General features: G+C 62.7%; 22 protein-coding genes. 15 read left to right on the forward strand and 7 right to left on the reverse strand.

Annotated elements, in window-relative coordinates; genetic code table 11:
* The first annotated feature begins 139 nt into the window (after nucleotides 1-139).
* A complete protein-coding gene (gene typA / locus QP965_RS02810) occupies nucleotides 140-2050 on the forward strand; it encodes a translational GTPase TypA (protein ID WP_284766354.1) in 1911 nt (636 codons plus the stop codon).
* 11 nt (nucleotides 2051-2061) lie between these two features.
* On the opposite strand, the gene QP965_RS02815 is transcribed toward typA, so the two are convergent.
* Nucleotides 2062-2724, reverse strand: a complete 663-nt coding sequence (locus QP965_RS02815; RefSeq protein ID WP_284813797.1) for a GOLPH3/VPS74 family protein — start codon at nucleotides 2722-2724, stop codon at nucleotides 2062-2064.
* Nucleotides 2725-2813: 89 nt separating this feature from the next.
* On the opposite strand from QP965_RS02815, the gene QP965_RS02820 reads away from it, so the two are divergent.
* Genes QP965_RS02820 through QP965_RS02850 form a run of 7 tightly spaced genes read left to right on the forward strand, consistent with a single transcriptional unit; the run spans nucleotide 2814 to nucleotide 8576 of the window.
* Nucleotides 2814-4445: an ABC transporter family substrate-binding protein gene (locus QP965_RS02820; RefSeq protein ID WP_284844064.1), complete on the forward strand. Its 1632-nt coding sequence runs from the start codon at nucleotides 2814-2816 to the stop codon at nucleotides 4443-4445.
* Nucleotides 4435-5304 carry a PIG-L family deacetylase gene (locus QP965_RS02825; RefSeq protein WP_225747162.1) on the forward strand — a complete coding sequence of 290 codons (870 nt, stop codon included), beginning with the start codon at nucleotides 4435-4437 and terminating at the stop codon, nucleotides 5302-5304. The genes QP965_RS02820 and QP965_RS02825 overlap by 11 nt, the downstream gene beginning before the upstream one ends.
* Nucleotides 5304-5681: a hypothetical protein gene (locus tag QP965_RS02830; RefSeq protein ID WP_284844063.1), complete on the forward strand. Its 378-nt coding sequence runs from the start codon at nucleotides 5304-5306 to the stop codon at nucleotides 5679-5681. Before QP965_RS02825 ends, QP965_RS02830 begins: the two co-directional genes overlap by 1 nt.
* Before the next feature lie 53 nt (nucleotides 5682-5734).
* The gene (gene fdxA, locus QP965_RS02835) at nucleotides 5735-6058 is read left to right on the forward strand and encodes a ferredoxin (protein ID WP_005327491.1); all 324 of its coding nucleotides are present in this window, start codon (nucleotides 5735-5737) and stop codon (nucleotides 6056-6058) included.
* 3 nt (nucleotides 6059-6061) lie between these two features.
* Nucleotides 6062-7150: a succinyldiaminopimelate transaminase gene (gene dapC / locus QP965_RS02840; protein ID WP_284844062.1), complete on the forward strand. Its 1089-nt coding sequence runs from the start codon at nucleotides 6062-6064 to the stop codon at nucleotides 7148-7150.
* Nucleotides 7107-7982 (forward strand): pseudouridine synthase, encoded by an 876-nt coding sequence (locus tag QP965_RS02845; RefSeq protein WP_284844061.1) that lies wholly within the window; start codon nucleotides 7107-7109, stop codon nucleotides 7980-7982. Before dapC ends, QP965_RS02845 begins: the two co-directional genes overlap by 44 nt.
* Before the next feature lie 30 nt (nucleotides 7983-8012).
* On the forward strand, nucleotides 8013-8576 hold the full coding sequence (locus tag QP965_RS02850; RefSeq protein WP_239277884.1) for a GtrA family protein: 564 nt from the start codon (nucleotides 8013-8015) through the stop codon (nucleotides 8574-8576).
* Between the two features lie 198 nt (nucleotides 8577-8774).
* On the opposite strand, the gene QP965_RS02855 is transcribed toward QP965_RS02850, so the two are convergent.
* The 6 genes from QP965_RS02855 to QP965_RS02880 all read right to left on the reverse strand — a co-directional run bounded on the left by QP965_RS02855 (nucleotide 8775) and on the right by QP965_RS02880 (nucleotide 14432).
* Nucleotides 8775-9257, reverse strand: a complete 483-nt coding sequence (locus QP965_RS02855) for a transcriptional regulator (RefSeq protein WP_284844060.1) — start codon at nucleotides 9255-9257, stop codon at nucleotides 8775-8777.
* Nucleotides 9250-9459: a helix-turn-helix transcriptional regulator gene (locus QP965_RS02860; RefSeq protein WP_049377975.1), complete on the reverse strand. Its 210-nt coding sequence runs from the start codon at nucleotides 9457-9459 to the stop codon at nucleotides 9250-9252. The genes QP965_RS02855 and QP965_RS02860 overlap by 8 nt, the downstream gene beginning before the upstream one ends.
* 54 nt (nucleotides 9460-9513) lie before the next feature.
* Entirely contained in the window at nucleotides 9514-10374 is an 861-nt protein-coding gene (locus tag QP965_RS02865; protein ID WP_284844059.1) for a DUF559 domain-containing protein, read from the reverse strand.
* 279 nt (nucleotides 10375-10653) lie between these two features.
* Nucleotides 10654-11985, reverse strand: coding sequence for an amino acid permease (locus QP965_RS02870; RefSeq protein ID WP_336620580.1), 1332 nt, complete (start codon nucleotides 11983-11985; stop codon nucleotides 10654-10656).
* Nucleotides 11986-12084: 99 nt separating this feature from the next.
* Nucleotides 12085-13056, reverse strand: coding sequence for a 2,3,4,5-tetrahydropyridine-2,6-dicarboxylate N-succinyltransferase (gene dapD, locus QP965_RS02875; RefSeq protein ID WP_284844058.1), 972 nt, complete (start codon nucleotides 13054-13056; stop codon nucleotides 12085-12087).
* 17 nt (nucleotides 13057-13073) lie between these two features.
* Nucleotides 13074-14432, reverse strand: coding sequence for an amino acid permease (locus QP965_RS02880; RefSeq protein WP_284813811.1), 1359 nt, complete (start codon nucleotides 14430-14432; stop codon nucleotides 13074-13076).
* Between the two features lie 89 nt (nucleotides 14433-14521).
* Here QP965_RS02880 and dapE point away from each other — a divergent pair, with 89 nt between their 5' ends.
* Genes dapE through QP965_RS02915 form a run of 7 tightly spaced genes read left to right on the forward strand, consistent with a single transcriptional unit; the run spans nucleotide 14522 to nucleotide 19277 of the window.
* Entirely contained in the window at nucleotides 14522-15610 is a 1089-nt protein-coding gene (gene dapE, locus QP965_RS02885; protein WP_284844057.1) for a succinyl-diaminopimelate desuccinylase, read from the forward strand.
* 3 nt (nucleotides 15611-15613) lie between these two features.
* A complete protein-coding gene (locus tag QP965_RS02890) occupies nucleotides 15614-16378 on the forward strand; it encodes an LOG family protein (protein WP_200435137.1) in 765 nt (254 codons plus the stop codon).
* Between the two features lie 14 nt (nucleotides 16379-16392).
* Nucleotides 16393-17205: a dihydropteroate synthase gene (folP, locus tag QP965_RS02895; protein ID WP_284844148.1), complete on the forward strand. Its 813-nt coding sequence runs from the start codon at nucleotides 16393-16395 to the stop codon at nucleotides 17203-17205.
* Nucleotides 17202-17924: a glucosyl-3-phosphoglycerate synthase gene (locus QP965_RS02900; RefSeq protein WP_284844056.1), complete on the forward strand. Its 723-nt coding sequence runs from the start codon at nucleotides 17202-17204 to the stop codon at nucleotides 17922-17924. The genes folP and QP965_RS02900 overlap by 4 nt, the downstream gene beginning before the upstream one ends.
* Before the next feature lie 3 nt (nucleotides 17925-17927).
* Nucleotides 17928-18221: a DivIVA domain-containing protein gene (locus tag QP965_RS02905; protein ID WP_284813818.1), complete on the forward strand. Its 294-nt coding sequence runs from the start codon at nucleotides 17928-17930 to the stop codon at nucleotides 18219-18221.
* 12 nt (nucleotides 18222-18233) lie between these two features.
* Nucleotides 18234-18401: a DUF3117 domain-containing protein gene (locus QP965_RS02910; protein WP_005323535.1), complete on the forward strand. Its 168-nt coding sequence runs from the start codon at nucleotides 18234-18236 to the stop codon at nucleotides 18399-18401.
* Between the two features lie 9 nt (nucleotides 18402-18410).
* The gene (locus tag QP965_RS02915) at nucleotides 18411-19277 is read left to right on the forward strand and encodes a methyltransferase domain-containing protein (protein WP_284844055.1); all 867 of its coding nucleotides are present in this window, start codon (nucleotides 18411-18413) and stop codon (nucleotides 19275-19277) included.
* The last annotated feature ends 279 nt before the right edge of the window (nucleotides 19278-19556 follow it).

Below are 19556 nucleotides of genomic sequence, written 5' to 3' on the forward strand. Positions count from 1 at the left end.
CCCGTCCCATACGGTGCGTTACGGGGTAAAGCCATCCCCAATGCTGCACTTGGCCCTTTAAGGGGGTATCGTGGGAGCTCGTTCAAGATCAATTTCGCGCGCGCAAGCGCTGTAGATCCTCCGAAGGAGAACCCCACTAGTGAGTAATACCGAGTTCCGTAATGTTGCCATCGTCGCGCACGTTGACCATGGCAAGACCACCCTGGTCAACGGCATGCTGGAGCAGTCTGGCGCCTTTGGTGACCACGGTGAACACACGGACCGCGTCATGGACTCCAATGATCAGGAGCGCGAGCGCGGCATTACCATTCTGGCCAAGAACACGGCTATTCACCGCAAGGGCCTGGGCAAGGACGGCCAGGACCTGATCATTAACGTCATCGACACCCCGGGCCACGCCGACTTCGGTGGCGAGGTTGAGCGCGGTATTTCCATGGTGGATGGCGTCGTCTTGCTCGTTGATGCCTCCGAGGGCCCGCTGCCGCAGACCCGCTTCGTGCTCACCAAGGCACTGGAAGCCAAGCTGCCGGTTATCATCTGCGTGAACAAGACTGACCGACCGGATGCCCGCATCGACGAGGTTGTCTCCGAGTCCCAGGATCTGCTGCTGGAAATCGCCGCCGGTCTAGAGGACGAGGAAGCTGCGGCTGCCGCCGAGGAGCTGCTGGACCTGCCGGTTCTCTACGCTTCCGGCCGTGCTGGCGTTGCCTCCACCGAAAACCCAGGCGATGGCAACGTCCCTGAGGGCGAGGATCTGCAGCCGCTTTTCGACGTCATCTATAACGTCCTCCCAGAGCCTTCCGCTACCGTCGACGCCCCACTGCAGGCGCACGTGACCAACCTGGACGCCTCCGACTTCCTAGGCCGTATCGCGCTGCTGCGTATCTACGCCGGCCGCATTAAGAAGGGCCAGCAGGTGGCCTGGATCCATTACGACGAGGATGGCAACCAGCACACCAAGACCGTGAAGGTCGCCGAGCTGCTGCGCACCGTCGGCTTCGAGCGTCAGCCGGCCGAGGAAGCCATCGCCGGAGACATCGTGGCGATCTCCGGCATTTCTGACGTCATGATTGGTGACACCATCGCCGATCCGGAGCACCCTGAGGCCCTGCCGCGCATCACCGTGGACGAGCCGGCCATCTCCATGACCATCGGCGTTAATACCTCCCCGATGGCAGGCCAGGGCGGCGGCGATAAGCTCACCGCACGTATGGTCAAGGCCCGTCTGGAGCAGGAACTTATCGGTAACGTTTCCCTGCGCGTGCTGCCTACCGAGCGTCCCGATGCTTGGGAGGTCCAGGGCCGTGGCGAGATGGCGCTGTCCGTGCTCATCGAGTCCATGCGTCGCGAGGGCTTTGAGCTGACCATCGGCAAGCCGCAGGTTGTGACCAAGGAAATCGACGGCAAGACCTACGAGCCATACGAGATCCTCACCATTGACGCCCCGTCCGAGCACCAGGGTGCTATCACCCAGCTGCTGGCCTCCCGCAAGGGCCAGATGCAGGCCATGGACGTGCGCGAGGGCGACTGGGTACGCATGATCTTCCGTGTTCCTGCCCGCGGCCTCATCGGCTTCCGCACCCAGTTCATGACGGAGACCCGCGGTGCCGGCATCGCAAACTCCATTTCTGACGGCCTGGATGTCTGGGCCGGCGAGATCAAGTCCCGCCCAACCGGTTCCCTGGTGGCTGACCGCACCGGCCAGATCACCCAGTACGCGCTGATGCAGCTGGCTGACCGCGGCAACTTCTTCGTCGAGCCGGGCGCCGAGGCTTATGAGGGCATGGTCGTTGGTGCCAATAACCGCGATGAGGATATTGACATCAACATCACCAAGGAAAAGAAGCTGACCAATATGCGCTCCGCCACCGCGGATGCCACGGTCACCCTTGCTAAGGCACACACCCTTTCCCTGGAAGAGGCGCTGGAGTTCTGTGGCAACGACGAGTGCGTCGAGGTCGCCCCGGACGTTCTGCGCGTGCGCAAGGTGGAGCTTTCCGCTACCGACCGCAAGCGTGCTGCTGCTCGCGCGAAGCAGATGAATAAGTAAAAAGCCGCACCCTAGGTGGTGGTGATTGCCGCTGTCGTGGCCACCATCGCCGCAACCGCTGCCGCCTCCTCAACTACGGCCTTGACCGCAGAGGAGGCGGTTTTGTCGTACTCGACCTCTTCTTTGATCTCCTGAATGCGTGCCCGCATCTCGCGGCGCTTCATTCCCTCCGCGTCGTTTTTCAGCAGGGTATAGGCGCCGCTGACCTCGCGGAGGATATCCAGGATGATGACGTCATTGACCGTGGCTGGTCGCTGCGCCTCCAGGACTGCAACCAACCGTTCGCGCAGTTCCTTTTCCAGCTCCAGGTCCGTCATGATGTAGCGGTCGCCGCTAATCTGCCACCACTTGGCCTTTTCCACATCGAGCTGTCCATTCGCGTGGAAATCCAAGGCGATGATTTCCCGCGGGGTAAACCACGAAGCCTCCAACAGGCTCTGCATCCTGGTGGCCTTGTGCTGCTGCAGCTCTTCCCAAGCCCAAGCCAACACGGGGTGCTCCGGGCGCTGTGGAGTAGTCTCTACCTTCTTTTTCTCACCGAGCTCTACGTGCCCGCCCAGTAGCAGGTCCGCGAGTACGGTGGCGCGCAGAGCGGCCTCATTATTGGACACCCAGTCTTCCTTCTTGCCGTTGTCCTTGGTCAGTAGAAGAAACATTTCTTGGCAGATGAGCATTGGGGTCTCCTTAATAGTTGCGGTCTGTGGCCAAGTCTAGCGCCAAAAATCTTCGTTTCGGCGGGGTGGAGGGACTAAAGTAGTCCGCGATGAAAAAGAATCCGGCTTCACCAAGGCGCGCGGCGTCGGCAATCGCAGCGGTACTCAGCACCGCCAGCCTTGCAATACTTAGCGCCTGCGCGGCTAACCCCGGCCCACCACCGGTGGTGGAGGAAAATTCCTCCGCGCTGCAAGAAGAACAGACCACCACCACGGCTACCCCGGACGAAGAGCAGCCGCAGGATGCTGACTCCGACAAGCGACCGACCATCTCGGTGGGCGTGGACCCCTTGCGCGCGGGATTGAACCCGCACCTGGTGGCCAATAATTCCGAGCTGGTCGACCAGATTGCAGAACTGGTGCTGCCCTCGGCGTTCCACGATGGGCAAAGGGATGCCGATATCCTCGAATCCGCCTCTGAGGTCACCGCGCCTAAGGGCGTGGCGCAGCGGGTGCGCTACGTCATTGCCTCGCCCGCACAATGGTCCGATGGCACCCCCATTTCCGGCGCGGACTTTAGCTACCTGTGGAAGCAGATGACCACCACCGCCGGTGTGCGCGATCCCGCCGGCTACCACGCCATATCGGCCGTCAATACCTCCGATGGCGGCCGCGTAGTAACCGTGGACTTTTCCCAGAAGGTGAAAGATTGGCACTTGCTTTTCCACAATTTGTTGCCTTCCCACCTGCTGCAGGACGATAATTTTGGCTCTGCTTTAGCCGATAAGATTCCGGCATCGGCCGGGCGCTTCCTCGTCGATAGCGTGGACCGCAGCCGCGGAGTTATTACCTTGAACCGAAACGACCGCTTCTGGGGCGCTAATCCGGCCCAGGTGGACGTCATTCAGCTGCGCGAGGTGCGCGATAGCACCCAGGCGCTTAATATGCTGCGCTCTGGGCAGATTGGGTTCGCGGACTTCACCCCGGATCAAACCTCGCAGGAGGCACTGGGCCTTTTAGGGCATGTTTCCGATAAAGCACTGACCCGCCCGCGCCAACTGCGCCTGCATATGTCCACCGCGGATGGATCATTAGAAGAAAGGGCAGCGCGCCGCGGATTGGCCTCGCTGATTGATACGGACCAGGTCGCGCGCTTGGCCACCGGCCGCGCATCCAACCTTGAACCGGGGAATAACCCTATAAGTAAGGACGCGGATCTCACTGCGCTGCGCACCCGCGCTAGTAAGAAGCCGATTCGCTTTGCGGTAGACCCCACCAGCCCCACCGCCTTGGCCGCGGCCAATACGCTTTATGACGTCCTCGAAGCCCACGGGATCGCTGCCGAGGTGGTGTCCGAGCGCCTGACCACGATCACCTCCAAGCTCCTGCCCGAAGGCGAGGTGGATGCGGTAGTGACCTGGGAGGATATCTCCCTGAACTCGGTGTCCGCGGCGAATATCTTCAGCTGCGATGACAAACAGCCGCTCGCCGGCGACCTGTCCGGAATCTGTCCGGAGAACGCGGATGAGATTCGCGAGGAGATTTTGTCCGGCGCCATGAGCCCGAAGGAAGCGCTCGGACGCATTCGAGATGTGAACTCTAAGGAGGCCCTCTACGTGCCTTTGGTGGATGAGACGCGTATCCACGCGCTCGGGCAGGGTATTGTAGGCCCCGGCCAGAGCATTGATGATTGGGACGAGGGTCTTATCACCGCGCCCCGCTGGAGGATAGATGAAGACTAAGGACTTAACCGGCTACCGCGTGGTGGCAGTGCACGCCCACCCGGATGATGAAACCCTCTTTATGGGTGGCACCCTGGCCACTCTAGCCGCACGCGGCGCCGAAGTTTCCGTCATTACGCTTACCTTGGGCGAGGATGGCGAGGTCATCGGCGAGCCTTACCAAGGCCTGGCCGATCATGATCAGCTCGGCGGTTTCCGCGCCCGCGAATTGGCCAATGCCCTCGATGCGCTGGGCGTCAAGGGAGTTCAATTGGGCGGATTCGGGCATTTCCGCGACTCTGGCATGGCGGGTTCTCCCTCGCACGATAACCCCCGTGCGTTGGTCAATCGCATCGAGGAGGCCGCCGAGTTTCTCAGCGACGAGCTCGAAGCCATCCAGCCCCACGCCATCCTCACCTACGGGCCCGATGGCGGCTACGGGCACCCGGACCACATTGCGGTGCATGAGGCGGTGATGAAGGCGGCTGCGCCAAGCACGCGCATTTGGTACGGCATTTTTGAACGCGCCGCCAACTATGCCGGCTTGGACACCCTGGATGCGCCGGCCGGGTGGACCAAGCCCAGCCAGGAGTACCTAGACAATTTCACCAACGAGGGCGCCGATGTCACCGTCGCTCTTTCCGACGCCGCCCTTGACGCCAAGCGCTGCGCCATGCGCGCCCACGCCTCCCAAATCTGGGTGGCCGATGGCTCCACCACCCGCACCAACCCCGAGGCCGCCGTGGCCGCGCTGCACGAACCCGAGCAGGTGCCCGGGGCCTATGGACTATCCAATCTGCTGGTCATGCCCCTGCTGCGCGCCGAGTACTTCCAGCTGGGACAGGGTGAGCCGGCCGATGACCTGCTGGGCGGCCTGTAATGCGCACGGATTTTAGTCGCAGCGAGCAGGTCACCGGCCTAGTGTGGCTGGCCATCGGCGCGTTGCTATCGGTCTTCCTCGAGGTCATCTACCTCACCGCGCGAATTCCGCTATCCAATGGGGCGAGCGTGGCCTTTCCCATCACCATCCTGCTTGCGTGGTGGTTTAATTCCGTGCTTACCCGCACTGCCCGGCTATGGAGTCCCGCGCCGGCGGTCGGCGCCATCCCGCTCATCGTCTGGTGCCTGGGCTTTTTCGCCTTCATGCTCCTCGTACCGATGACAGGAGACATGCTCTTGGCCAATAATATTCTCAGCCTGCTCCTGCTTTTGGCCGGGATAGGCGGGGGCGTTTGGCCATTTTTCAAGCAGAAGTGACATACTATTAATCACCCCAAATCCGAGAAATCAGGAAGCTTCAAGGAATCTCCATGACTTATACGATCGCACAGCCTTGCGTTGACGTAATGGACCGCGGCTGCGTTGAGGAATGCCCTGTTGACTGCATCTACGAGGGCAAGCGCATGCTCTACATCCACCCGGATGAGTGCGTGGACTGCGGCGCCTGCGAGCCAGCTTGCCCGGTCGAGGCCATCTTCTACGAGGATGACGTTCCCGATGAGTGGCTGGACTACAACGACGCCAACGCAGCCTTCTTCGATGACCTGGGCTCCCCAGGCGGCGCGGCGGCCCTCGGCCCACAGGACTTTGACGTCCCGATGATTGCCGCGCTTCCGCCACAGAATCAGGAGTAAGACATGGCACGCACACCGCTAGGAAAGACGCTTCCAGACTTCCCCTGGGATTCGCTGGCTGGCGCCAAGAAGAAAGCCCAGGCCCACCCGGGTGGAATCGTTGACCTCTCGGTGGGCAACCCCGTTGACCCTGTATCCCCAGGCGTGCAGCTTGCGTTGACCGCAGCCGCGCAGAACTCTGGTTACCCGCAGACCGCCGGCACCCCGGAGCTGCGCGAGGCCATCGCCGCCGCGCTCACCCGCCGCTATAACATGCAGGTAGACCGCGTCCTACCGGTGGTCGGCACCAAAGAGGCCATCGCTTGGCTGCCCACGCTTCTGGGCATGCGCGGCGAGACCGTGGCCTTCCCGTCGGTGGCCTATCCCACCTACGAGGTGGGCGCCCTGCTCGCCGGCGCCACGCCGCTGCGCGCGGATTCCGATTTCCAGGATGCCTCCCTGGTCTTTTTGAACTCGCCGTCCAATCCCACCGGCCGCGTCCTCAGCGTGGAGGAACTGCGCCGCATCGTGGCGTGGGCGCGGGAGACCGGCGCCATCATCGCCTCCGATGAGTGCTATATGAGCCTGGGGTGGAACGACGATAATCCGCCGGTATCCATCCTTGATCCGCGCGTGACCGATGGAGATAACACCGGGCTCATCGCCATGCATTCGTTGTCTAAGACCGCGAATATGGCCTCCTACCGCGCCGGCTTCTTCGCGGGCGATAACGAGCTCATCGCCGAGCTGCTCCAGCTGCGCAAGCACGCCGGCCTCATCGTTCCAGGTCCCATCCAGGCCGCCATGGTCGCCGCGCTAAACGACGACGACACCGAGGCGCTCCAGCGCAACCGCTACGCTTCCCGCCGTGCGGTGCTCATGCACGCGCTTGTCGACGCCGGCTTTACCATCGATCACTCCGATGCCGGCATGTACCTGTGGGCCACCCGCGGCGAGAATTGCCGCGATACCATCGACTGGCTTGCTGAGCGGGGCATCCTCGCGGCCCCGGGTGACTTTTACGGCCCGGCCGGCGAGAAGCACGTGCGCATCGGCCTCAATGGCACCGATGAGCGCATCGATGCCGCCGTCGACCGCCTCGCCGGTGCCTAATTCCGGCAGGCCTCCCAGCCGCGCGGGCATTTCGCCGCGCAAAACGGTCCTGCGCGGCCGCGTGCCCGAGGAAGGGGAGTACTTCGCCGCCCGTGCCGGCGACTCTCCCTTTTCGCCCGGCACCGTGCTGCCGCCCGGCGCCGCGCTCCCGCACCCCGTGCCCGCTTGGTACCACCCCTCCGTTCCTCCGGAGCGCCCGATTCCTTTCGACTACTCCGTGGTCCACGTCGACCGCGACCTCATCGTGGCCGATAAGCCGCACTTCCTCCCCACGACCACCAACGGCCGACTCCAGCGCGAAACTTTGCAAACCCGCCTGCGCGTGGATTTTGGCGAAGACGACATCGTACCCCTGCACCGCCTAGATCGCCTGACCGCTGGCCTCGTTATCTGCTCCCGCAATCCCGAAACCCGCGCCGCTTACCAGCGCATCTTCCTGGAGGGGAGTGCGGTGAAGGGGTATCGGGGCATCGTCAAGCAGCCGCTTTTCGTGGACCGGGAAATTGCCCTGCGCATGCACAAGCCCCGCGGGTCGCGCCAGGTGCTCGTGGCCCCCGAAGGCGCGCCCACCTCCACGTATGTGCGCGCCGCCGGCCGGGAGGTGACCATGTGGCCGCGCACCGGACATACCCACCAGCTGCGGGTGCTGCTCAATCACCTCGGCCACCCGCTGCTTGGCGACGATACCTATCCCACCCCGCGCGAGCTCGACCTCTATGACTTTCGAACCCCGCTCGCCCTGCTCCACGAGGCTATAACTTTTATAGATCCTCTATCACATTCCGAGCGTCAATTTTTCAGTTCCCAGGCCTTAAGAACTACAATCGAGTAGTTATTAAATCACTGGCTAGAAAGGCGGCCCATGGCAGACCTCAGCGTCGCGCGCTTTGTGTCCAATTTTGGGCAGTTTCTCAAATTCGGCATCGTCGGCGGTTCCGGTACCGTTGTCAATCTTTTCGTAGTTTACTTGTGCAGAAAGATTACTTGGTGGTCCGGCGGCATTGATGCGGACGATCCATTTATCAACCTCTTTGGTTCCGTTTTTCATATCCGCTGGTATCACGTGTTCCTGACTATTGCCTTCTTGGTCGCGAACACTTGGAACTACCAACTCAACCGAATGTGGACCTTCCGCTCAGTCACGAAAGTGTCCTGGCTGCGTGGCTTCTTCCCATTCCTGCTCGCTGGCGTTGGAGCTTTCTTCGTAAGCCAAGTCGTGGCGACATTGTTGATGAACCCGACTTCGCCGCTGCATTTGCCCTCAGACATTCTGGATGATTCAACCGGTCTGCGTACAAAGGTGTACTGGGCATCGGCAATTTCCATCATTGTTGCCATGCCGATCAATTTCATTTTGAATAAGCTGTGGACCTTCCGCTCGAAGCCGAAGACGCCGCAGGTTATTCACGAAACCGAGCCTGCCTAGCCTGGCCCTCTGTCAAGCTTCGCCCCACCCCATCGCCCTTCGCGCTCACCAGCGCACGGTGGTGGGGCTTTTTCTTGCTCTCGGTGAGCGGCAAAGGGGAGGAACCTACCGTCGCGCTCACGGCGGGGGTGAAAACGAGAGAACCCGCCGTCCGCGGTGAGCGCGAAGGGCGGGTGAAGGGAAGGGGTGGGAGGGGGATTAGTCTTCGAGCTCGGCATCCAGGCGAGCCTGGTCGCGGCGGTGCTGGCGGCGACGAATAAAGGGGGTGAGGATGAGGGCGGTGATAGCACCGACGGCGGTACCGAGGAGGTAAGAGGCGGGGCTGTGACCGTCGGCAGGCGCGTAGGCGTTATAGGCTATGCCGGTGAACATGGCAATGAGCGGGATGAAGTAGACGGCCATTGCCGTCCAGTCGCGGCCCACCGGTGGGGTGGCGACGCGTTGGCGCATCCACGCGGTGCCGATCGTATTGCCGATGATGGATGGTATGAGCGCGAGGAAGCACAGCATACTCATTTGGCCGGGGAGGACCCAGGCGAGGATTGCGGCGACGGCGAGCTCGAGGAATGAGATGAGGGTGATGCCAATTGCGCAGGCTTTGTAGAGCGTGTCGCGTTCGAATTCATCGCGAGTCGTGCGCTCGATTTCATTGAGGGAGTAGTTGGCAATGGCGTTAATCATGTTGTTCAGCTCCAAAGATTTCTTCGACGGATTTACCTAGTTCGTGGCAAATGTCCAGTGCGAGGTGCACGGAAGGGGAGTAATTGCCCCGTTCGATATTGGCGATGGTCTGGCGGGAGACGCCGGCTTTTTCAGCGAGTTCGGCTTGTGATAATTCGAGCCAGCGGCGCCATTTGCGGACCATGTTGGGGTGGTCTGCCATCTGGACTCCTTTACTGTTTGTCGTTCTTACATGCCTTAGTGTAAAGGATAGTTGTCATTGGGGCAAATGTCTCACACACAGATGCCACTTCCAATAAGGCTGAGTTGCTGAGGTCGGAAGCTCAGGGTTGCGGCCTTTTAGCACGTCAAGAGTCGCTTTGATGAGAAGTATGGCTTCGCTGAGGTGGTAGTTGATGTCATCGGCAGTAAAGCGCAAAACCGTATATCCGTGGGCGACGGCCGCGTTTTGTTTGGAGCGGTCGGCTTGAAAGGCCACGCTGTGTTTGTGGTATTCCCAGCCATCGACTTCCACAAGAAGCCTTCCAATCCTGAGATCAAAGCGGTACCCCGCAATGAGAGCATTGTGTTCTGGGAGAATTCCTTCAGTGCGCAGCTTTCTGCTTAAAGTGCGCTCCGGTGGGCTATCCGCTCCAATCGCTGCGTGCCGAATCGTCTCCTTTAGGGACCTCGGGACGCGCCGCATTCGCCGACGGTCCTTTTCTAGACGGCCGGGTCCGTGCTTTCCCCGGTAGTGTTCTTCCAAAAGAGGCCTGCAGGCCCGCGAAATCTTGCGCGCGGCCCACAACGGTTGCACCACCGGAAGGCCGTTGACCTTGTGTGTAGCCCGAAGCCGCGAGTGTGAAACGCGAAAGTTCTTCCCCTTCAAAGTGCGCGGTCCCTCCGCTTCCAGAGGAAACGACAGCTGCCGGCCGAGGTAAATCTCCTGCGCTGTCTTTCCCGTGAAATGGATGCGGCTGAGCCCATGCGCCAGCGTCCGCGCCACCGCCCAGGGCGTCCATTCATCGGTATAGATCCCCCGATGCACGCGATAGAGCTTCCCATCGCGCACCTTGCGACGAATCGCGTCCTTGCTCAAACCTTGCCCGCGCAGTTCCGCGGTAGTCCATTCCCCCATGGGACTTAACCTAAGCGGTCGTGTTGGGCTGGAGCTATGCGCGTCGCAGCATCCTGTGGATAACCCGGGGTTCGGGGGCGATTTTCCGCTGCGTGGTCCGGATGGCTGTGGATAACTGCCCTTCGCGCTCACCGGCGGCCCCGGGCTGCCCTGATTTGTGCTCCCCGTGAGCGCGGCGGGAGGGGCGTGGGAAAGCTCGCCCTTGGCGCTCACGAGGGGGCGAAAAGAGAGACCCAGCCTCGCGCCGGTGAGCGCGAAGGGCGGGGAGTGGCCGAGGGGCTAGGTGAGGGGCAGCGTCGAGGTCGGGTTGATGCCGCGAACCTTGGAATTGATGACACCGGCGATGGCGAGCACCACGAACATGGTCGCGGCGGAGAGGAGTTGGGTGCGGGCGGTGGCGTCGGTAAGCATGAGCACCGCGATGGCCGCAAAGAGGGCGAGGGCGAACCAGGTGAGGTAGGGGAAGGCCCACATGCGGATGGGGAGGGGATGGAGGGCCTCGAGCTGGCGGCGCAGGCGCAGTTGGCTGACGGCGATGAAGACCCAGACGATGAGCAGGGAGGCGCCGGCGGCGTTGAGCATAAAGGTGAGCAGCCAGCCGGTATCGGCGTAGTTGAGCACCACCATGACGGCCGAGAGGAGGACGGACAGGCCGATGGCGGTAGTGGGAACGCCGTCCTTATTGGTGGTGGTGAAGATGCGCGGGGCCTCGCCGCGGGAGGCAAGCGAATGCATCATGCGGGAAGAGGCGTAAATCTGCGAGTTGAAGGCGGACAGTAGCGCGAGGACGATGACGACTTCCATGATGCCGGCCGCGCCCGGGATGCCGGCGCGCTCGAGAACCATGGTGAAGGGCGATTCTGCGGCCGTGGAGGCGCCGCCCAGGATGGAATAGGGCAGGAGGAACGTGATGACGAGGACGGAGCCCAGGTAGAACACGGAAATGCGCAAGATGGTGGAGCGCACGGCGTTGACTAGGGATTTTTCGGGGTCTTCGGATTCGGCAGAAGCGATGGCCACCACCTCGATGCCGCCGAAGGCGAAGGCTACTGCGAGCAGGCCGGCCGCGACGCCGCCGAGACCGTTGGGCATAAAGCCGTCCTCTAGGAAGACGGAGGTGCCGATGAAGGAATGGCCGGGCAGGAGACCCAGGATGAGCAGCGCGCCGATGATGAGGAAGGCCACGATGACAACGACCTTGATGAGGGCGAACCAGTACTCGAATTCGCCGAAGCTGCGCACGCGCAGCAGGTTGACGACGCCGAAGAGGACCACGCACATGGCGGCGGGGATCCACGGCGAGACGTTGAACCAAGAGCCAATGAAGCCGGCCGCGCCGGTGATTTCGGCGCCGAGCACGGCGACGGTGGCTAGCCAATAGATCCAGCCCTGGGTAAAGCCCGCCCAGCGGCCGATGCCGTGTTCGGCGTATTCGGAAAAGGAGCCGGAGGCGGGGATAACGGTGCCCATCTCGCCCAGCATCTGCATCACCAAAATGGCCAGAAAGCCAGCGATGACGTAGGCGAGGAGCACGGCGGGGCCGGCGGCGGAAATGCCGACGCCGGTGCCCAAGAAAAGTCCGGCACCGATGGTGGAGCCTAGCCCCATCATCGTCAGGTGGCGGACCTTCAGGCCAGAACCGAGGGTGGAGGAGTTATCAGTCACCCCTCCATCTTATTTTGCCCGATTGGGCTATAGGAATCGGGGGTGTTAATTCTTGTGCAGCTCGTCGTTAAGCGCGACGGCCTCGGACTTCCACTCCACGGCCTCAACCGCACCGGAGACGGAGTTGCGGCGCAGCAGCATGCCGGAGGCGCCGGAGAGCTGAGAACCCTTGACGTTCTCGCCATTGCCGACGCCCAGTGCTTCCGCGACCTTGCCAAAGACGGCTACCTTGGTGCCGGCGGTGACGTAGAGGCCGGCTTCGACCACGGCGTCGTCGCCAAGCGAAATGCCAATGCCGGAGTTGGCGCCGAGGAGGCACCGCTCGCCAATGGAAATGACCTCCTTGCCGCCGCCGGATAGGGTGCCCATGATGGACGCGCCGCCGCCGATATCGGAGCCATCGCCCACGACGACGCCCGCGGAGATGCGGCCTTCCACCATGGAGGCGCCCAGGGTGCCGGCGTTGAAGTTGACGAAGCCCTCGTGCATGACGGTGGTGCCCTCAGCCAGGTGGGCGCCCAAGCGAACGCGGTCTGCGTCACCAATGCGGACGCCGGACGGCACAACGTAGTCCACCATGCGGGGGAACTTGTCCACGGAGTAAACAACGACCGGGCCACGGGAAGCGAGGCGGCCGCGCACCATCTGGAAATCGGAAACCGCACAGGGGCCGTAGTTGGTCCAGACCACATTATTGAGGTGGCCGAAGATGCCATCCATATTCAGGCCGTGCGGCTTGACGGCGCGGTGGGAGAGGAGGTGCAGGCGCAGGTAAGCATCGTAGGTATCGACGGGGACGTCATCCAGATCCTTGATGGAGGTCTCAACGGCAACACGGGCCACGCCACGCTCCTCGTCCGGGCCCGCCAGCGCGGAGAACTGCTGGGGAACCTCCTCCAAGCGCTTGGTCTCGGTGGTCTCTACGTTCTTATCGGTGTATACGGCCGGGAACCATACGTCCAAGACGGTGCCGTCATGGGTAATGGTTGCTAGGCCACGTGCGGATGCAGAAGTCATGCCCGCTAGCTTAGCAACTACTTCCGCGCCCCCGCGCGCTGGCCGGTGGGAAGCACGAAAGACAAGATGACGAGCACCGCGGCCAGGATGAGCACCGAGATGACCTGGTTGCGCGCGGCCGGATCAAAGAGCATCAGCAGGGTCAGTCCGGCCAGGGCGGCGGCCGTAACCCACGGAAGCCAGGGGAAGCCGGGTACGTGGATCTCGGTCAGCTCGCCGTTCTTGCGCAGCACGGGGTGCAACTTGATAAAGGACGCGACGATGAAGGCCCAGATGACTAGCAAGCACCCTCCGACCGCGTTGAAGAGGAATGCCAGAAGCCCCGGCGGGTTCCAGAACTGCAGGCCCACCGAAGCGAAGGCGAAGACCATGGACAACATGACTGCGTTGATGGGGGAGCCGGCGCGGTTTTGCTTGAGGAAGAATCCCGGGGCGCAGTGGTCCTTGGCCATATCAAAGACCAAGCGGGAGGTGGCGTAAATCTGCGCGTTGAAGGCAGATAGCAGCGCTAGAGCGATGATCGCCTCCATGAAGCCGGCCGCGAAGGGAATCTTGGCGGCCGCTAGCACCAGGGTGAAGGGCGAATCGGCCGCGACATCGGCGTCCTGGATGGAGCTAAACGGCAGTGCCATGGTGATCACCACGATGGAGCCGATGTAGAAAATCATGATGCGCACGATGATGGCGCGCACCGCGGTGGCGACGTTGTGCGCCGGATCCTCGGACTCGGCCGCCGCGATGGTCACCAGTTCGATGCCGCCAAAGGCAAAGGCGACGGCCAGCAATCCGGCGGCGAATCCAGGCATGCCATTGGGCAGGAAATTATCGGTGAAGTTGCTACCGGCCAAGGAGACATCCATGCCCGGCAGGATGCCCAGCGCCATAAGTGCGCCGATGACGAGGAAAGCGACGATGACTCCGACCTTGATGATGGCGAACCAGAACTCGAACTCACCAAAACCGCCCACGGCCGCGAAATTGACCACCGCGAAGAAGGCCACAGCAATAAACGCTGGAATCCACGGGGCAATATCGAACCAGTTGGAAATGATGGCGGCCGCGCCGGTGATTTCGGCACCCATGACCATGATCAGCATGAACCAGTAAATCCACCCCATGGTAAAGCGCGCCCAGTGACCGAAGGCCTGGCCGGCGTAGGTAGAAAACGACCCCAAAGAGGGGCGGGCGGCGGCCATTTCACCAAGCATCCACATCACCAGTGCGATGAGCGCGCCGGCCACGGCATAGGAGATGAGCACGGAGGTGCCGGAAATCTGGATGCCGAGGCCGACGCCGAGGAAAAGACCGGCGCCTACGGCAGAGCCAAGACCCATCATCGTGAGATGACGGGATTTCAATTGAGTGGCTTCGGCCATTGTTATCACCTTAGGGAGGACGAATTATTTGCAGTGAAGTGAACTTTACACAATGCGGTGAGCTGCGCGGAGCGCTAGCATGGCGCTTTGTGACTTTAGATCTATATGCAGACCCCATCGAACTGACCAAGGCGCTCGTGGATATTCCGAGCCCCTCCCACCATGAGGAGGCCATCGCAGACGCCATCGAAGAGGCGCTGCGCGGTTTGGACGTCGAGGTTGCCCGCTACGGCAATACCGTGTGTGCCCGCACGAACCGCGGACTAGATTCCCGCGTGGTGCTCGCCGGCCACATCGATACCGTTCCGTTGGCAGAAAATGTACCGCATCACATGGAAACCTCTGAAGACGGGGTGGAGATTATGTGGGGCTGTGGCACTGTGGACATGAAGTCCGGCATGGCCGTCTACCTCAATGCTTTTGCCCAGCTGCACGAAGCGAACGAGCTAAAGCATGACCTCACCGTCATCGCCTACGAGGGGGAAGAGGTGGCTACTGAATTTAATGGTTTGGGCCACCTGCAAAAAGACCACCCGGAGTGGCTCGAGGGCGACTTCGCGCTGCTGGGCGAGCCCTCCGGTGCCATGGTGGAGGCCGGCTGTCAGGGCTCCATCCGCCTGCGCGTTACCGCCCACGGCACCCGCGCGCACTCGGCCCGCGCGTGGCTCGGATCCAACGCAGCACACAAGCTCGCGCCCATCATGAGCCGCATCGCCGCCTATGAGTCCCGCGATGTCACCATCGATGGCTGCACCTACCGCGAGGGCCTCAACATCGTCCACCTCGAGTCCGGCGTGGCCACCAATACGCTGCCGGATGAGGCGTGGATGTTTGTAAACTTCCGCTTCGCGCCGGACCGCACGAGCGACGAGGCGCTGGAGTACATGAAGTCCATCATCGGCGAAGAAGAAGATGTCACCATCGAAATCGATGACATCGCCCCCGCCGCCCAGCCTGGCTTGGGCCAGCCAGCGGCCAAGGCTCTTATCGACGCCGTCGGGGGCAACGTCCGCGCCAAGTACGGCTGGACCGACGTCGCCCGCTTCTCCGAAATGGGCACCCCGGCCGTAAACTTTGGCGCCGGCGACCCCGGGTTCGCGCACAAGAAGGACGAGCAGGTCCCCACCGCGCAGATCACCGAAGTATCCACCGCCCTCTTGAACTACCTGAAGGGATAGACCATGACCCCTGAGCAGATGCGCACCCTGCGTGGCCCGATGCTGCTGCGCACCGAAGGCGAGCAGGCCTCCACCTTTGACCAACGGCTCTTGGAGTCCGGCGCGGACCATGAGTGGCAGCATGCCGATCCGTGGCGCGTCCTGCGCATCCAAGGCGAATTCGTCGCTGGCTTCGATGCGCTCTCCAAGCTGCCGAAGGCCGTTACCGTCTTCGGCTCCGCACGCACCACGCCGGAGGATGCGAGCTACCAGTTGGGCGTCGAGGTCGGCCGCAAGCTGGCCGAGCACTCCTATGCCGTCATCACCGGCGGCGGCCCCGGCATCATGGAGGCAGCCAATCGCGGCGCCCACGAGGCCGGCGGGCTCTCCGTGGGCCTGGGCATCGAGCTGCCCCACGAGCAGGGCCTTAACGAGTATGTGGACCTGGGCCTGAATTTCCGCTACTTCTTTGCCCGCAAGACGATGTTCTTGAAATACTCGCAGGCCTTCATCTGCCTGCCAGGCGGCATGGGCACGATGGATGAGTTCTTCGAGGTCATGTGCATGGTGCAGACCGGAAAGGTGACCAATTACCCCATCGTGCTCATGGGCACCGAGTATTGGTCCGGCCTGCTGGAATGGATGGACAACACGCTCGCGGCCAATGGCTATATTAACGAGGGCGACCGGGAGCTTTTCCTGCTTACCGACGACCCCGATGAGGCCCTCTCCCACATCATCCAACGCCACCAAGTCATGAGCGATAAGCGCATCAGGGAGCCGCGTTGAGCCTCGCGCGTGTGATGGCGATTGTCAATCGCACCCCGGATTCCTTCTATGACAAGGGCGCAACTTTTGACCTTGACCCGGCGCTGCGCCGTTGTGATGAGGTGATCGCTGCCGGTGCATCGATCGTCGATATCGGCGGCGTGAAGGCTGGCCCCGGCAAGGCCGTGGACGCGACGGAGGAAATCGACCGCGTGGTGCCGACCATCGAGAAGGTGCACGAGCGCCACCCGGATGTGCTCATCTCCGTCGATACCTGGCGCAGCGAGGTGGCCGAGGCCGCCATCGCAGCCGGCGCCGGCCTGGTCAATGACACCTGGGCCGGTTGGGACCCCGAGCTCATCGAGGTCGCCGGCCACCACCGTGTGGGCTATGTGTGTTCGCACACCGGCGGCATCACCCCGCGCACCCGGCCGCATCGCGTCCACTTCGACGACGTGGTGGCCGATGTGATCGCGGAAACCACCCAACTGGCCGAGCGCGCCGCCTCCCTCGGCTGCCCGGAGGATATGACCTTCATCGATCCGACGCATGACTTTGGCAAGAACACCTTCCATGGGCTCGAGCTCCTGCGGCGCATCGACGAGGTCGTGGCCACCGGATGGCCGGTGCTTATGGCGCTATCCAATAAGGACTTCGTGGGCGAGACGCTCGACCGCGGAGTAGGAGAGCGCGTGGCCGGCACCCTGGCCGCCACCGCGTGGTCCGCGGCCCGCGGCGTGGCCGCCTTTCGCGTGCACGAGGTGGCCGAGACCGCCGATGTCATACGCATGACCGCCGCCATCCAAGGCGAGGTCGCCCCGCTAGTAACCACGCGAGGCCTTGCATGAACGTCTCCGTTATCATTCCAGCGCTCAACGAGGAGGGCACTGTCGCGGACGTCGTGCGCGCCTGCCTCGCCGATGAACCGTTTGAGGTGCTCGTCATCGACGCCGACTCCACCGACGCCACCGCCTCCCGCGCTGCCGCCGCCGGAGCGGACGTGCGCAATTGGCGCGATATCCTTCCAGAGGAACCGCGCCCCGGGAAGGGCGAATCCCTCTGGCGCGGGGTTGCCGCAGCGAAGGGAGACATCGTCGTCTTTGTCGACGCCGACCTTGAATCCGCCGCACCCGGCATGGTCTCGGCCCTGGCCGCGCCCTTCGCCGACCCAGCGGTGGAGATGGTCAAAGCCCGCTACCGCCGCAGCCTCAACGGCCAGCCCACCGGCGGTGGCCGCGTGACCGAATTGACCGCCAAGCCGCTCATCAAGCAGTTCTTTCCCGAGCTCGCTCACATCGATCAACCCCTCGGAGGCGAATACGCCCTGCGCCGCGCCACCGCCCTAGAACTGCCCTTCGTGGAGGGCTATGGGGTGGAAGCGGGGCTAATGGTGGACGTCGGCAAGCGGGGCACAATCGCACAGGTAGACCTGGGCACGCGGGTACACCGCAACCGGCCGCTGCACGAGCTGGCGCCGATGGCCGAGGTAGTCGCGCGCACGCTGCTCGCCCGCGCCGGGGTCATCGCGCCCGTTGCTCAACGCCCGCCGCTAAAAGGTAAGGTTTAAGCCATGCTGTCTTGGATTATGCTCCTCCTAGTCCTTATCGCCCTGACCGTCATCGGCACCTGGGTATGGGGCTCCATTTTTGGCCGCGGCGAGGTCATGCACCCGCTCGACGAGCCGCAGAAGGTGCGCGAAAATAACCGCGCCGCACTCCGCGAAGGCCGCCTTGACCAGGTGAAATTCGAGGTAGTTCCCCGTGGATACCGCCAGGATCAGGTGGACGATCTCCTCACGCAATTGGAGGAACAACTATCTTCCGCGCAGAAAAGGTCTAAGCTGGAAAGAAAAGAAGTTAACTAAAGGAGACTCACTATGGCAGCAATGAAGCCGCGCACCACGGGCGGAGAAATGGAAGCAGTAGAGGAGTCCCGCAAAATTGTCATGCGCATCCCCTCGGATGGCGGCGGTCGCATCGTCATCGAGCTGAGCAAGGACGAAGCCGCCGAGCTCGGTTCCCTGTTGACCGAGGTTTCTAGCTAGTCTAGGTACATGCTTTCTCATATCGTCGACATTCTGGCCGATCCCAACGATGGCACCGCGCTTTCTGGTGCCGATGATTTCTCTCGCCTCGTTTCGGAATCCGGCCACTCTTATGATGTGGCCAAGCAGGGCTATGTCACCTTGGCCGCCGGCGCCGGACTCAAGCACAAGGGCGATGACATGGATATGGTCAACGCCCGCGAGACCTATTTGGCCATGGGCCACTTCGCGCCCTTCGTCGAGGCGGTAACCGGGGCCGTCCAGGACGCACTGGATTCCGCCTCCCTGGCCGAGTCCACGCCCGCCTCCCTCCTCGAGGTGGGTGCCGGCACCGGCTACTACCTGGCGCATACTCTGGACTCCATCGCGGAGGCCCGCGGCGTCGGCCTCGACATTTCCCCGCACGCCGCGAAGCACTTGGCTAAGTGCCACTCGCGCGTCGGCGCCGTCGTGGCCGATGTGTGGGAGCGCCTGCCCATCCGGGATGAGTCCGTCAACGCAATCTCCGTCGTCTTTGCCCCGCGCAATCCAGCCGAGTTCCAACGCGTGCTCGCCCCGGGTGGCCAGGTCATCGTCTTGACCCCGGGCGCCGGACACCTGGATGAGCTGCGCGAGCCGCTCGGCATCCTTGGCGTGGAAGAAGGCAAGGTGGAGCGCATGTATGAGCAGGCCGAGGGCTTTCTCGAGCAGGCGGCCGACCCGGTGGATATCTCGTTCCCCATCGAGCTTGATAAGGCCTCCGTCGCCGCTCAGGTCGGCATGAGCCCGTCCGCGCGCCACATCAGCGCCGGCGAACTCGCCGAGCGCATGGCCGCACTGCCCCCGACGCTCACGGTCACCGCCCGCGCCCGCTTGGATCGCCTCCGCGCCGTCTAGCTCCCGGCCGGCCACAGCCACCTCCACCGCCCTTCGCGCTCACCGGAAGCGCGTGGGGCGGTTCTTTTCGTCTCCCCAGTGAGCGCGAGGGGAGGTTTCCCCCTTGCCGCTCACCGGCACACGCTTTCCGACGCCCCAGCTTCTCCCCGTGAGCGCGAAGGACGCGTGTGAGGGAGCTAGGGGAGACGCAGCCCAGCGATGTGGATTGAAAACGAAATCCCCGCTCTTGCCGCTCACCAGGAGAGGCGGAACCGCGGTGGGCGGCCGCGCCGGTGAGCG

This window comes from Corynebacterium sp. MSK074 (assembly GCF_030229735.1).
Taxonomy (GTDB): Bacteria; Actinomycetota; Actinomycetes; order Mycobacteriales; family Mycobacteriaceae; genus Corynebacterium.